Source organism: Changpingibacter yushuensis, from assembly GCF_014041995.1.
In the GTDB taxonomy this organism is placed as follows: Bacteria; Actinomycetota; Actinomycetes; order Actinomycetales; family Actinomycetaceae; genus Changpingibacter; species Changpingibacter yushuensis.
In genome coordinates, this window is the sequence record NZ_CP059492.1 from 1,965,756 (window position 1) to 1,979,675 (window position 13,920).

The following is a 13,920-nucleotide window of genomic DNA, read 5'->3' on the forward strand; positions in this document are numbered from 1 at the left end:
TGTCGATAGATGAGACGGATCATATCTAGCGTTTTCGCAGGTCAGAGGCATGTATTGCACCAATGTTTCCTGTCACACAATCGTGAGGTAATGAGGATCACGCTCACAGCGTTTCCTCAGATCCACACGTGTGGGACCAACAACCCTCAGTTCATCGCACATCTGCCGACGACGACGTCGGGCCACCAGATCGCGACGGAACTAGTCTTGGAGACCCCTCGCTTTGACCGCCTCGCCGGTAGCGATGCCGAAGCCGACTGCCGAGACGATTGCGGGAACGATGAGGCGAATCCTCGCCACTCCCAAACCGCGAGCGCGTGCAGCATCTCCAACTCCACCCAGAATGGAGATCATGACGGGAATACTGCGCCACATAAGTGCCAAGGAAAGTGCCACGACCTGCGGCTTTACGCCCACAATGCGCAACGGGCGCGCGGCCCACGCAATGGCATCCATCACGGCGCTGGCGGGCGTAGTCACGGTAACGAACCGGGCGAGGTAGATAGATGCCATAAGGCCACACGCGTATGTAATGCCATGCCACGGGTCACCCCGCCAAGCGTGATACGCGCAGAGTGCGCCCATCATGAGGAAGAACGGCACTCCGATTCGGAGGCAACTCAACGGCGCGCGCGCACACAACACGAGCAAGGCGGCACCGCACAGCGCAGCGGCCACACTTACCACAGGATTACCCACAAGAAATGGCACCACCCCAACTCCGAAGAGAAGCGTGTACTTGACCCCCACTGGCAGACGATGGGCCGGGCTTGGTGCCGCCAGATAGTGCCCGAAGAAGTTCGAGCCCATCACACACTCCCCTCGTCGGGGTGTAGCCCTCTGGTCGAATGCCGTGTGGGCCCGGGCTCTGGCAGACTCGCCAGCTCTTCGATCACACCCTTCGATGCACGGCCTGTTCTGGCCCACCTTCTGCCCGGCAGCATGCAGCGTTCGTACGCGGGAATCATCTGGGCGGGTGGACCATCTGATATCACTACGCCGTCGTCGATCACGATCACTCTGTCCATCTGTGCCGCTAGATCCACATCGTGGGTGGCAACAATGAGCTGCTGCTCGATTCCTAGGAGCGCCTCGTGAAGCAGATAGCGGTTGCGCAGGTCAAGGAGAGTGGTGGGTTCGTCTGCGAGGAGGACGCGTGGGCCAGCAGCAAGGACGGTGGAGAGCGAAACCAACTGCCTCTCTCCCCCGGATAGGTCATAGATGCTTTGGTGAGCGAGGTGGTCCAGGCCGCGATCCTCGAGAATCGCAAGCGCACGATCACGCCGTTCAGCCTTGTTGCGAATGATGGCCCGCAGGCTCAACTCGAGGTCATCCAGCGGTGTGGTCATCACCAGTTGCGCAAGAGGATCAGTGAAGACATATCCGAGTTCCCTACGGATCTCTTTGCTGTGGCGCGATACGTCACGTCCGTCTACGCTGACCTCGCCTTCAGTGGGCGCAAGGAGTCCGTTGATCAACTTGAGGAGGGTGGACTTTCCCGATCCGTTCGCGCCGATGAGTGCGATTCGGCGTTCCCCAAGATCTAGGTTCACAGGCCCGAGGATGCGTTTGGTGGTCCCACGCTTCCCGGATGCAACATCTAGCACATCGAGACGGACGCCGCGAAAGGAAATCATGCGGCGGCAGGAATGAGGCGCGGGAAGGCATGCAGCACCGTGACTGCCACAAACCCGGCGATGCCAGCTTTGAGGACATCAAGCGGAAAGAACCCGATGGTTGTCAACGCGGCTGCGCTGGGGCTCATGCCTGCATTGATCACCAGCCCCGCCACACCCGCGGCATGAATGACCACCACGCCTGCCACCGCTGCCGCCATAAGTCCTATCGCTGCGCGCGGGCCGGAAACCTCGCGGCGCAGCACCTGCGCCGCGAGAACACCAACCACAAATGAGCCAAGAATATATCCCACGAGGTATCCCCCCGTTGGTCCGAGCAGCACAGCTGGGCCACTTGCACCTCCCGCAAAAACGGGTAGCCCAAAAAGCCCTGCTAGGACGTAGAGCGCGTTGGCAAGCATTCCCTGCCATGCCCCGAGCACCAATGGGGCAAGCAACACAATCACGATCGTGACCACGAAGGGAACTGGGCCAATTGTGAAGCCCGGGATCACCGCGCACGCGGCGATCATGGCTGCAAAGACGGCGATAAGGGCTACATCTGTGCTTCGTCTCATCAGTTCTCCTTGGCGGATCTAGGCGCTTGCTGGGAAGGCCCTTGCGATTGCCGAAGCTGTGCACTAATCCGCAGTCTCTTAGGGATGTTGCCTTCCCAGCCCATAACTTACCCTACCGTAGGGTAAGTATGCAGCACCGAGTGACCTACTTGTGTCGATCAACAAAGGATCGAGCAGGCCACAGTGCCACACCCGAAAGGGCTTCAGCCCCAGCCAAGATCGTGAAGGCGATCGTCGTCGATCCCGTAATAATGAGCGATCTCGTGAACCAAGGTGACATGAACCTCTTCACGCAGTTCACTCAAAGTCGCACAGATCTTTGCGTGCGCCTCACGATAGATGATGATCCGATCAGGCATTTCGCCATATCCATACTCCCCACGATCGGTCACCGCGAAACCCTCGTAGAGTCCCAGCAGCTCCTGCCCATCCTCGTTGCGGTCTTCCAGCATGAACACCACGTTGTCAAGTCCACCCACCATGTCTTCAGGCAGGGCGTCGAGGGCCTCAGAAACCAACTCCTCAAAGTTTTCTTCCGAGATTTCCACCATGGTGGAATCCTAACAACGTCCAGCACATCGCAACATTTACCCTACAACCTATCTCAAAAGGAGGATCCACATGTCTCGCTCATCCCGTACAAACCGCTTCGCGGCCATCGGTGCCACACTCATTGCATCTGCTCTGGCACTCTCTGGTTGCTCCAGCGACTCCAGCGCGGACTCAGCATCAAGTTCCGATGATGCAGCTGGCCGCACAGTCGAAGAGATTCAGTCCGCCGGCACAGTTCGGCTTGGAGTCTTCACCGATAAGGCGCCATTTGGTTCCGTCGACTCAGATGGAAACTACGTTGGATACGATATCGAGTACGGCGAGCGCATCGCCAAGGACCTCGGTGTTGAGATCGAATGGGTGCCAGTTGATGCTTCCGCTCGCGTGGAATACCTTCAGTCAGACAAGGTTGACGTAATTCTTGCGAACTTCACCGTGACCGACGAACGTGCCGAGCAAGTTGATTTCGCTGATCCTTACCTACAGGTTTCCCTCGGAGTTGCTTCACCAGTCGGCTCGGAGATTACAGACGAGTCCCAGCTGGCCGATGCCAACATCATCGTGGTCAAGGGAACCACTGCAGAAACATACGTAGATGAGAACTACCCGGACGCCAACGTCACGAAGTACGAACAGTACACCGAAGCCACCAACGCCCTCATCGACGGCCGTGGTGATGCATGGGTCACTGACAACACCGAGGCCCTTGCGTGGACTGGATCCCACGACGGTTTCGCCACTGGCATCACCAAGCTAGGAACACCGGACACGATCGCTGCTGCAGTTCAGAAGGGCAACTCGTCCCTCTTGGCTTGGTTGAACGATGAGCTGGTTACGCTCAATGATGAAGGTTTCTTCCTTCAGGATTACCAGGACACCCTTCTTCCGGTGTATGGCGACGACGTCGACCCCGAGGACCTTCTCATTTCCAACAACTAATTCCCCACGGGCGGCGCGTTGCACAAGCAACGCGCCGCTTCCGTGCGCCTGCACCACAAACTCTCAAGGATCATCGTGGACGTAACAGTCATCGCTGAATACTTCCCCCTCTATGTGGAGGCTGCCGGGCTGACCCTTCGAATCGCTTTCTTCGGCATTGTGTACTCACTTGCCGTCGGACTCGTTGCCAGCCTTATCCAGTACCTGCGCATACCTGTAGCGCGGCAGATTGTTGACGTCTATGTTGAGCTGTCCCGCAACACTCCGTTGCTCGTTCAGCTCTTTTTCATCTATTTTGGCCTGCCCAAACTTGGCATCGTGTGGTCCGCAGAAGCCTGCGCCGTAATTGGACTTACTTTCCTCGGCGGCTCGTACATGGCGGAGGCATTTCGCAGCGGACTCGAATCCATCGAGTCTATTCAAATGGAATCCGCACTCAGCCTCGGCATGAAGACTCGCACTGCCATCCGCTACGTGGTGTTTCCTCAGGCATTCGCAGTGGCGATGCCAGGCCTAACGGCGAACGTCATCTTCCTCATCAAGGAGACGTCGGTAGTTTCGGTCGTGGCGCTACCCGACCTCGTATACGTCACGAAGGATCTCATCGGGATGGATTACAACACGTGGACCGCGCTGTGGATGCTCGTGGCGTTCTATCTGGTCATTCTGCTGCCGATCTCACTCGCAGCTGCCTATCTGGAGAGGAAGGTGCGCCATGGCCGATTTGGGGATTAGTGTGCTCTTCGAAGGCTCCAACTTCCTCCGGTTGCTTGGTGGCCTCTGGACCACAGTGTGGATCGCTGGGCTATCGCTCATACTCGGCTCCATCATTGGCGTATTCGTTGGCATTGCAATGCTTTCGAAGAATCGGGTAGTGCGCGTATTGATGCGGATATACCTCGACTTCATCCGAATCATGCCGCAGCTCGTCCTGCTCTTTCTGGTCTACTTTGGCCTCGCTCGCGTTGCGAGCATCAACTTGTCTGGCGCTGCTTCCGCCGTGGTGGTTTTCACCCTGTGGGGAGCGGCAGAGATGGGCGACCTCGTTCGCGGTGCACTCATATCCATTCCGCGCCACCAGTACGAAAGCGCGGAAGCACTAGGTATGAACCACGCCCAAACGTATCGATCAGTGATCCTGCCCCAAGCGGTTCGGCATCTCTTGCCGTTTTCGATCAACTTGGCCACGCGCATGATTAAGACGACCACTCTGATTGCACTGATCGGTGTGATCGAAGCGCTCAAAGTTGGCCAGCAGATCATCGACGCAAATCGTTTCGATTACCCCGATGCCGCATTGTGGATCTACGGCGTCATTTTCCTTGCATACTTCCTCATCTGCTTCCCTCTTTCACTGGGAGCACGCCGACTCGAAAAGAAATGGGCTAATTGATATGGCAGATTCATTCGAAAAGCCGGTCCTTGAACTCAATGGGATCGTCAAGATCTACGACGGCGAACGCTTGGTTCTGGATCGCATGAACCTCACTGTGGAGAAGAGCGAGGTGATAGCCGTAATCGGACCGTCAGGCTGTGGAAAGTCCACCCTCCTGCGCTGCATTAATGGCTTAGAGGACATCCAGGGCGGTTCGATTGCGCTGGATGGCGAAGTCATAACCGGCCCGAAGACCGAGTGGAACAAAATCCGCGAACGCGTAGGAATGGTATTTCAAAGCTACGAGCTGTTCCCCCACCTAACTGTCATTGACAACCTTCTGCTTGCCCCACTCAAGGTACGCAAAGAGAACAAGACAGAAGCAAGGGAACGGGCACTCGGTCTGCTCGACCGAGTTGGGTTGGCAGACCGTGCCGATTCGTTCCCGCGTCAGCTTTCCGGTGGTCAGAAGCAGCGTGTGGCGATCGTGCGCGCCCTCATGATGCGACCAGAGGTCCTCCTCCTCGATGAGGTTACGGCCTCATTAGACCCAGAAATGGTGCGTGAAGTGCTGGATGTGGTTGCTGGTTTGGCAGCCGACGGCATGACAATGCTCATCGTCACTCATGAGATGCAATTCGCACGGGCGATTGCTGACCGAGTCATATTCTTGGACGCCGGTTCCATAGTTGAGGAAGCGCCCGCCGAACAGTTCTTTGACTGCCCACAGACTGAGCGAGCTCAGCAGTTCCTGAACACCTTCACATTCGAACGCCCGAAGGATGACGGTTCAAACTTCGTCATCTAGCGGCGTCAGGTTCACACACCTTCTCCTCTCGGCAGGAGCGGGCTCACCAACCAGCCCAAGACATTTGAGGGCCTAGTTCCGTTTGCGCTCGGAACTAGGCCCTCATCGCTACTCGAAGAAGCTCACTTTCCTCTCGTAGCTCGGCTCACATGTCTATTCAGGATTCCTTACGGCTCCGTACGAAAAGTGCGGTGCCACCGAGAAGCAGGATCACTCCAGCTATCGCCATGTTGCCGACGTTTGCACCCGTGTTGGGTAGCTTGTCCTTTGGTTTGTCTGTGGTTGGTGACGTTGTCACTGGCGTGCCAGTGGTCGGATCGTCACTGGTTGGTGCGTCCGTTGTTGGTGCATCGGTCGTTGGTGCATCGGTCGTTGGTGCATCGGTCGTTGGTGCGTCCGTTGTTGGTGCATCCGTGGTCGGTGCATCCGTCGTTGGTGCGTCCGTCGTCGGAGCGTCCGTCGTCGGAGCGTCCGTCGTCGGAGCGTCCGTCGTCGGAGCATCCGTGCTTGGTGCATCCGTGCTTGGTGCATCCGTGCTTGGCGCAGCTGTCGACGGTTCTTCCGTCGGGGAACTCGTGGCGCACAGCAACGATGCCTTGAACGTGTGCTGATGGATCTCTCCGCCACCGGAGCTGGTGAACGACTTGGAGAGGTACTGCCCATTCGTAGTCGTGTCAGATCCATAACTCAGGTCCGCGTTCGGAGCCCAAACAGCGCCCATCTCCAAACCAGCGATCTTGAGAGATCCAGAAACAGCTGAGGCATCAACAAGGATGTAGGAGGAGTAACCCTGTTGAGCATTCTTGTCGGAGCTCCATCCCTCCACGCCGATCTTGCCTAGCGTGGTGGTTCCCGCCTCCACTCGAACGACGAATGGCGCGGCTGCACTTGGAACGTAACTTTCGGCCAGCTTCACTACCAACGGATTCCCATTCTCATCGACGAGGTCCGAGTAGTTCACGTAATTTGGCTTGTCTGCATCAAAGCCGGAGAGCGTGACCATGTTGCCGCTCGGCTCCACTGTCACCTTATTGGCAGTAGCTGAATCTTCAGCGTACATCGCAGACATGCACGTATTTGTGGAGGCGATGGTTGATTCAAGCCCAGTGAAATAGCCTTCAACAGTGGTTTGTTCCGTTTTGTAATTGCTCACCTCAGAAGTGACTGGGGCAGCCTTAAGGTCGATGTAGTTCTGATCAGCAACTCGCTGAAGGCGAGCAAACCCGCGATCCTCAATCGAAAGGCCGTCAGTATTGACAAGCTTCACCACCGCTTTGCCTTCAGGAGTGTCGGAATCGGCTCCCTCATTTGAGACCTCAAACGATCCCGTACCAAGACTTGAGGCCAAGATGCGAACGGGGGTGCCATCAATGAGCGGGACGGTGAAATCACCTTGCCCCGCCGTTTCCTGCTTGAGCTGGAATGGAGAGCCCTTCTCAGTGGAAATCGAACCGAACGCCGCCACAGAACCCTCAAGCTCACCGTTGCTTAGGCTCGCGTCCCCACGTGAGAGGATAGTGAAACCGCCATTGATTTCGAATGGATTGATCTTGGTTATTGTCGTATCGCTGTCCGCCATGGCCAGTGAACCCATGAAGGCGCCACCACACCCCAGGGCCACCGCCGTCGCAAAAGCGATGATCGCGGGCCTGCGCCCCGCCGGCCTCGTTGTCGAAATGTGTACCATCACACTCTCACTTCCCCGGGTTTCCAGAGCACTTCCCCGGGTTTCCAGAGATTGTTGCCGCAAGGTGATTGCGGACTACCTCAAGTATGAAACCGCTCTCACACAGTCTTCAGAGATTACCCTGTGCATAGATCGATAGGCTGTCACGGGAACTTTACTTCGAAATCTAACTACGAAATGAGGACTCTGCTGAAGATCACCCGTATATATTATCCTCAGTATGAACCACACCACACATTACCGCTGCTGACGCCCACTACTGTTGATAAGGTAGTGCATTAGCACGGACGTGAAAGCGACATGGCAAGCAATTGCCTTCACCCGGCACGTTAGTCCCATTGAGAGCCTGTGCATGGAACTGGCAGAGGAGGATTCATCGCATGGAGCCCTTGCCTCATCATCTGCAAGCCATCCAATCCCCTATTCCGAAACCCAGACGAATTGGGATCTGGCACAACGGTAGAAACACTTGGAACACAGTGCAGAGGTATGCCAATATCACGGACCTTAGCGACTTTCCAAGGCTCCTCGCCTTCTGCGCAGTGCCCGGATGGGGACGAACCACCGCATTGAGAGAGCTTAGGACACGCTTTCACGATGAGGGCAACAGTGTTATCTGGAGTGTCGATCGCGAAACCGTATCTGGCATCTTGAAATCATCCGACCACAAGGATCCGTGTGTACTGTTTATCGACGACGTAATCTACACAGAACACGATCCACTCTGGCAGTCAATTCGCCAAGCAGCCGAGCGCAATCCACGCCTACGCGTCTATCTTTCCAGCATCGATAATCCACCTGTTGACACTGACAAACTCCCTCAGTTCTCGGTGGTAAACGAAGACGGCCTTGCATTCAGTTCCTCCCAGTTGTCTGAGTTGGCAATTCTCAACTTTCCGGAAGCAGCTTCAGGTGCCCTAGCACTGGAAAAGCTGCCTGATTGCGGCACCCAACTTCTCGCCTACCCACTGGTAGCCCGGCAGATGTTTGACGAAGTACTATCCACGGATCGTACTTCTGAATGGCGTCTGTTCACTTTTGCGCAGAATCTGGCGCCATTGGACTCACTTCGGTTGGTGCCAAGCCAGGTGTGGGAAACAAGCATTATGTTACAAACCCTTGCGCTTTCAAGCCGGTTTCGCCGTCTTTCCGCCCAAATCCTTGAGCGGGCGCTTCACTCATTTAGGGGGCGTAGCGGAGTGCATGCCAATGCTGAGATGATAAACGCCAGCCATCTACACTTCTACTTTCTACGGCTCAGGAACCTTCCAATGGGAACTCCTGCAGTGGAACACTCCACTGGGCAGCACGTGTTTGATTGGTCTCCACCTATATGGCAGGATCTAGTCACCTCCCCTTTGCCATCTATATTCCCCATCGAGGAAGCAGATCTTCGCAAAGCGACTCTTGCCGCTGGTCACACGTCAATGGAGCTGTATTATCTGCTTATTGCTTCGGACTTTGAGAACGCCGAAACGATTGTTTCCAAGAATCTTCGCGAATACCTGCTCACGGCTGATCCTCTTCTCCAGTCGGTTATTCAACGCATCGCTTTGCGCGAAGTACAGGACCACCCTTTTCTTTCTCTTCTCGCAGTTGCACATAGATCACCTGGCCAGGCAACTCGGGAGTCTCGCGCAGCATTCAGGCGTGTAAAGGCAAAGCTGCCTCCCATACACGATCTTGACAGTATTGAGTCTCTGCGCATCTCAGTCGCGCGGGTAATCGCTGAGACTCTCATAGGAGACCGGGATAGTGCCTACAACAGTATTCATGAACTCTGGCGGCAAATTGGACCCAATGCTACAGCAGAACTGTATTCGCAGATCTTCAACGACGAATCGCTCATCGATGAATGCGAATCATATTTATTCCTTGCCATTTGGGTGTGCGCTCAACTTGACGATTACGCTCATCTTCACCAGATTATTCCCTTTGCACGAAGAGTCTTGCGCCAGCCTCGGTATTCCAGAAACTACGACCACGCATTCTTGGACGCTATTGACCTATTGTTTGGAACAAGCAGCCTAGAGAACACAGACGAGATCTTCGGAAACGCCCGGATTCTTGCAATGGCTCACGTCGATATTGGCGACAATGATGGCGCGAGGGACCTCACCAGGGCGCGTTACCGAGAACTTGGATCCCAAATATTCAATACGGCCCGGCGAGCCCTAGTGATTCTGCTGCAAGCCATCACCGATCCACACCTGTTACCGAGTACAACAATTGCGGAAATCGTTGAGGCGGAACGAAATGACTGGATTGACTGGCGCTGTAGCCCCTTTGTAGCCGCGGCCGCGAGTTTTGCATACGTAACCCGCAGTGAATATGCCTCAGCAGCCAAAGTCCTTGAGACTTCCGTTCCTGACGATTGGTTTACCATCGTAGCATCTGCGGTGCTCAGTATTGCAACGGAAAACCCCGACCGAGCGATGGGTGAACTCTCCCGTTTGACGTCACATCCAGAGATGCCGCGCACACAGGCAATTGAGGCAGTCCTTGCTGCGGCAGCCCATGCCCAACTGGGCAATACCAGTGCCTCAAACGCGAAGCTCGCCTCGCTAACGCAACTAGATAATCTGGGCCTTGCCAGATTCGCGTTCCGATTCCTCAGCGCCGAGGACTTCACACTTCTGTGCACCCATCGCAAGGACCTTCCACCAGTTATTGCGAACTACATGAAGGTTTGCAGCAAAGATCCACGTTTCAAGCGGTCGTATGTCAAAGCGAACCTCACAGACTCAGAGCACGCCGTACTGGTTCTTATCCGCGGTGGCTTGACCAATGCTCAGATTGCCGAACGTCGGGTGGTCAGCATCAACACCGTTCGCACTCAGGTGCGCCACATTCTCAGGAAGCTTGGAGCTGAGGACAGGCAGGAGGCAGTTGCGGCCGCAGAGCGCCAACAGCTTCTCTAGGCACGCGATCCAGCTTCACTGCGCAACACGAGCTCCCCTCGTTGATCAGCACATGGCGTTCACACCGAGCAGAAGCTCCTTCTTCGAGATCTAGATTCCCAACAAACGGGCGGCTCCCACACTTCTTGCTTCGCGAATGGCGCACGATGTTATGCCTGGCCTAGTAATTGGCGCGCTCTGCCGCGACTTTGTGACCGCGGATCCTGTGCTCCATCTTTATGCTTCATGCATTAGGCCGCGGGAATTACGTAAAGGGGTACTGGCAGGATCTGTATCGGCTCCGGTGCCGCGCTGCAGGATGGTTGTATGGAGTTCAATGCAACGTGGAAGAGCTCCCATGCGTGAAGTCGTCACGTATGGCCATAGTGCCCTCCCGGTGATCGAACGCACAGCTCACGAAAGAACGCTGTGCACCAAGGCTGCACGAACTATCCAACTACAATCTCACAAGGAGAATCATGACTTCGTGGAACACCGACCAAATCGAGAAGATCGCTCGAACTGACGATCTCCACATCGCCCCCTACCGTGCCGACGGAGTCACGCCCGGCACACTGACTTGGATTTGGTCGGTGGTAGTTGACAGGCGCCTGTTCGTTCGCGCATATAGCGGTATCAACGGGCGCTGGTACGCATCTGCAGTTGCGCAGCGCGCCGGGATCATCACCGCCGCTGGTAACGAATACCAGGTTGAGTTCACGCCTATTGACGAGCACCAACTGGGCTTACGCATCGACGCCGCCTATAACACCAAGTATGCGGGAAGCCCCTACCTTCCACTCATGGTTGCGCCAGGCCCAAAGGCCGCCTCAGTCGAAATCACCCCGCGATAGCAGGACGCGGTAGGAAACGCTGGGTGCCTTGAGGTTGTATTTCACTCGAACTGAGGCGCGTGCATGTTCCGTGTATACGCGACAGGTGGTGGCACAGTGGCGAGTATTCCCGTTACATACGCATGTTCTGTGTAGAACGGTTCGGCGTTAACATGATGCGTCATGTTAACGCCACGCTGCAGCAGCGGTATGCTGGACACACGGCGATGGAACCCGCCGGGGCTTGCATGCCCGAACCGCCAGACGGCTGATGGTGCCTATCCACTGTGTGTGGATGTGGCATGAGGCCGTCGTCTCGCACACTATGTAGAGAGAGTGCGAGATGACTCATCCCATCATTCAATCTGTGAGTGCCCTAGAGATACTTGACTCTAGGGCCCGCCCCACCGTCGCTGTGAAGCTCATTCTTGATGATGGCTCCGTAGCAACAGCCCAAGTTCCTTCCGGCGCCTCAACCGGTGTGCGCGAAGCTACGGAATTGCGCGACGGCGATCCCGCGCGATACGCCGGAGCTGGCGTTTTGAAAGCCGTGGCAAACGTAGAAGGTGAGATCGCGGACGTCGTCGTCGGAAGAGATTTCGCGTCGCTCGAAGACCTAGACCAGACACTGATAAATCTGGATGGAACAAGCAACAAAGCACGTCTAGGAGCAAACGCCATACTCGGCGTCTCGATGGCATACGCGAGGGCGCTCGCGGGTGCTACGGGGGTGGAGCTCGTGGATTACCTACCGCGAATCAGCGGCCAAGGCCGGCGCCTCCCCGTTCCGTGCTTCAACGTGCTGAACGGCGGCGTCCATGCGCCAAATCCGCTCGATTTCCAGGAGTTCATGGTATCGCCTGTCGGCGCACCGGATATAGCTGAAGCAGTGCGCGCTGGCGCGGAAGTCTATAGTTGCCTCAGGCGGAGACTCGCCGATTCCGGATTCGCCACCGGGTTGGGCGACGAAGGTGGATTCGCCCCGGCACTGCACGAACCAGAGGAAGCCTTGGCGTTACTCGTGGCAGCCATTGAGGATGCGGGATACACGGCCGGGAGGGATGGCGTGGCTATCGCAATGGATCCGGCGTCTTCAGAGTTCCACCAGAACGATGGCACTTATCGCGTGAATGGGCAAGAGTTCAGCTCCGAGGACATGATCGAAAGATATGCGCTCATGGTGGAGAAGTATCCCGTGTGGCTCTTGGAGGATGGGCTTGCTCAAGACGATTGGGATGGCTGGAAGGCCCTCACAGATCGGCTTGGGGACCGCATCGAGCTGGTGGGAGACGATCTATTCTGCACAAATCCGGCGATCATTGCCGAAGGGATATCGAAGGGAGTGGCCAACGCTTCTCTCATTAAGCTCAATCAGATTGGCACAGTCTCTGAGACTCTTGAAGCAATGAGGGTGTGCGCTGGAGCTGGGTATCGCCAATTCATGTCACACAGGTCTGGCGAGACCCCCGATACGTTTATTGCGGACCTAGCAGTTGCAACAGGATGCGGGCACATCAAGACCGGGGCTCCCGCACGCGGCGAACGTGTTGCCAAATACAACCGATTGATTGAGATTGCCGCAAATCACCAGGACTTGCCTTTTGGATTAGGTGAGTAGGATGGCGCGGCCACGCGTTAGGTACGTGAACTGGCGCGGCCACGTTAGGTGACTTGGCCAGCAAGGTGCCTCTGCCCTCGAGTTAGTAGTCAGAGCCAACCCGAGGGCAGAGGTACATAATCGTCTACAATCGTGCGTACTCAATCGAAGAGTGCGGTGTAGGTGGCCCAGCCGGCATCCGTCAGCAGACAGGTAGATGCTGAGCGGCTAACCACCAAAGGCCTGCGTGGCCTCGAAAGATCAGCTCGCGCGCCAGGGTCAGTACGCCACGGTGAATCGTGCGCGGCGATGGGCCGGAGTTTCGATTTCGTTGACGATCGCGAGCGCAAGGTCCGCACCAGAGATATTCGAATCGCCGTTGGCGTCAACGAGCAGAACATCGCCGCCCACCCGGAACACACCCGTGGCTTCGCCAGGAACCCAAGCACCGAAACCGCCTGCGGGGCTGACGAAGAACCAGTCGAGCGATTCATCGCTTGCGCGCAGATCATCTAACACTCCGGTGAGTTCGGCCGCTTCCGCCTTGAACCCATCCGGGAAACCGTCAGTTTCCGCAACCTTCGGGCCACCTTCGGCAACGAGCAGTGAACCGGCGCCACCTACAACGCCGAACCGCACGCCGTTCTTCGCTGCCAGCTCAGCCACTTCACCCTCGATTGAACGAAGCTTGCCGGCGCCTTCAAGCGCTCCGCGTGGCGAAAGTGCGGAAACGACGACGTCGGCCCCCACTACCGCTTGTTCAAGTAGCGAGGATTCAAGGACGTCTCCGGTTTGATAGTTAACGCCTTCAACGCGAGTTGCGGGAAGCGTGCGGCTGTAGGAAACAACTTCGTGCCCTTTGCCTGCTGCCACAGCCACAATGTTGCTGCCTGCGTATCCGGTTCCGCCCAGAACGACGATTCGTGCCATTTTGATTCTCCTTGTTCGGATTGGTGGGGTGCGGGAAGGGCATCTCAGCGACCGAGCGGCTAAGCGAGGGTTCCTTCTCACGACGTCATTAGTTACCATAGAAGA

Annotated in this window: 13 protein-coding genes and 1 riboswitch; of the genes, 7 read left to right on the top strand and 6 right to left on the bottom strand. The window is 56.4% G+C overall.

Going from position 1 to position 13,920, the window contains the following annotated elements; all coding sequences use genetic code 11:
* Positions 1 to 201 precede the first annotated feature (201 nt).
* The 4 genes from H2O17_RS08605 to H2O17_RS08620 form a co-directional block, all read right to left on the bottom strand.
* Positions 202 to 810, bottom strand: coding sequence for a CbiQ family ECF transporter T component (locus H2O17_RS08605; RefSeq protein WP_246311363.1), 609 nt, complete (start codon positions 808 to 810; stop codon positions 202 to 204).
* A complete protein-coding gene (locus H2O17_RS08610; RefSeq protein ID WP_220456741.1) occupies positions 810 to 1,553 on the bottom strand; it encodes an energy-coupling factor ABC transporter ATP-binding protein in 744 nt (247 codons plus the stop codon). Before H2O17_RS08610 ends, H2O17_RS08605 begins: the two co-directional genes overlap by 1 nt.
* 80 nt (positions 1,554 to 1,633) lie before the next feature.
* Positions 1,634 to 2,194: a biotin transporter BioY gene (locus H2O17_RS08615; RefSeq protein ID WP_182049313.1), complete on the bottom strand. Its 561-nt coding sequence runs from the start codon at positions 2,192 to 2,194 to the stop codon at positions 1,634 to 1,636.
* Between the two features lie 203 nt (positions 2,195 to 2,397).
* Positions 2,398 to 2,745 carry a metallopeptidase family protein gene (locus H2O17_RS08620; protein ID WP_182049314.1) on the bottom strand — a complete coding sequence of 116 codons (348 nt, stop codon included), beginning with the start codon at positions 2,743 to 2,745 and terminating at the stop codon, positions 2,398 to 2,400.
* Between the two features lie 70 nt (positions 2,746 to 2,815).
* Between H2O17_RS08620 and H2O17_RS08625 the strand changes: the two genes are divergently transcribed.
* The 4 genes from H2O17_RS08625 to H2O17_RS08640 all read left to right on the top strand — a co-directional run bounded on the left by H2O17_RS08625 (position 2,816) and on the right by H2O17_RS08640 (position 5,868).
* Positions 2,816 to 3,685, top strand: a complete 870-nt coding sequence (locus H2O17_RS08625; protein ID WP_182049315.1) for a transporter substrate-binding domain-containing protein — start codon at positions 2,816 to 2,818, stop codon at positions 3,683 to 3,685.
* A gap of 75 nt (positions 3,686 to 3,760) precedes the next feature.
* The gene (locus tag H2O17_RS08630; RefSeq protein ID WP_182049316.1) at positions 3,761 to 4,420 is read left to right on the top strand and encodes an amino acid ABC transporter permease; all 660 of its coding nucleotides are present in this window, start codon (positions 3,761 to 3,763) and stop codon (positions 4,418 to 4,420) included.
* Positions 4,401 to 5,078, top strand: coding sequence for an amino acid ABC transporter permease (locus H2O17_RS08635; RefSeq protein ID WP_182049317.1), 678 nt, complete (start codon positions 4,401 to 4,403; stop codon positions 5,076 to 5,078). The genes H2O17_RS08630 and H2O17_RS08635 overlap by 20 nt, the downstream gene beginning before the upstream one ends.
* Position 5,079: 1 nt before the next feature.
* Positions 5,080 to 5,868 carry an amino acid ABC transporter ATP-binding protein gene (locus tag H2O17_RS08640; RefSeq protein ID WP_182049318.1) on the top strand — a complete coding sequence of 263 codons (789 nt, stop codon included), beginning with the start codon at positions 5,080 to 5,082 and terminating at the stop codon, positions 5,866 to 5,868.
* 157 nt (positions 5,869 to 6,025) lie between these two features.
* On the opposite strand, the gene H2O17_RS11525 is transcribed toward H2O17_RS08640, so the two are convergent.
* Positions 6,026 to 7,462 carry a collagen-binding domain-containing protein gene (locus H2O17_RS11525; RefSeq protein WP_220456742.1) on the bottom strand — a complete coding sequence of 479 codons (1,437 nt, stop codon included), beginning with the start codon at positions 7,460 to 7,462 and terminating at the stop codon, positions 6,026 to 6,028.
* A 743-nt stretch (positions 7,463 to 8,205) separates the two neighbouring features.
* Between H2O17_RS11525 and H2O17_RS08650 the strand changes: the two genes are divergently transcribed.
* The 3 genes from H2O17_RS08650 (at position 8,206) to eno (ending at position 12,906) form a co-directional block, all read left to right on the top strand.
* Positions 8,206 to 10,476: a response regulator transcription factor gene (locus tag H2O17_RS08650; RefSeq protein ID WP_182049319.1), complete on the top strand. Its 2,271-nt coding sequence runs from the start codon at positions 8,206 to 8,208 to the stop codon at positions 10,474 to 10,476.
* 458 nt (positions 10,477 to 10,934) lie between these two features.
* Positions 10,935 to 11,309: a DUF2255 family protein gene (locus H2O17_RS08655; protein WP_182049320.1), complete on the top strand. Its 375-nt coding sequence runs from the start codon at positions 10,935 to 10,937 to the stop codon at positions 11,307 to 11,309.
* Between the two features lie 193 nt (positions 11,310 to 11,502).
* Positions 11,503 to 11,576: riboswitch (Fluoride riboswitch) on the top strand.
* A 55-nt stretch (positions 11,577 to 11,631) separates the two neighbouring features.
* Positions 11,632 to 12,906, top strand: coding sequence for a phosphopyruvate hydratase (eno, locus tag H2O17_RS08660; RefSeq protein ID WP_182049321.1), 1,275 nt, complete (start codon positions 11,632 to 11,634; stop codon positions 12,904 to 12,906).
* Between the two features lie 258 nt (positions 12,907 to 13,164).
* Here the strand turns inward: eno and H2O17_RS08665 are convergent, their stop codons facing one another.
* Positions 13,165 to 13,815 (bottom strand): NAD(P)-dependent oxidoreductase, encoded by a 651-nt coding sequence (locus H2O17_RS08665; RefSeq protein WP_182049322.1) that lies wholly within the window; start codon positions 13,813 to 13,815, stop codon positions 13,165 to 13,167.
* Between the last annotated feature and the right edge of the window lie 105 nt (positions 13,816 to 13,920).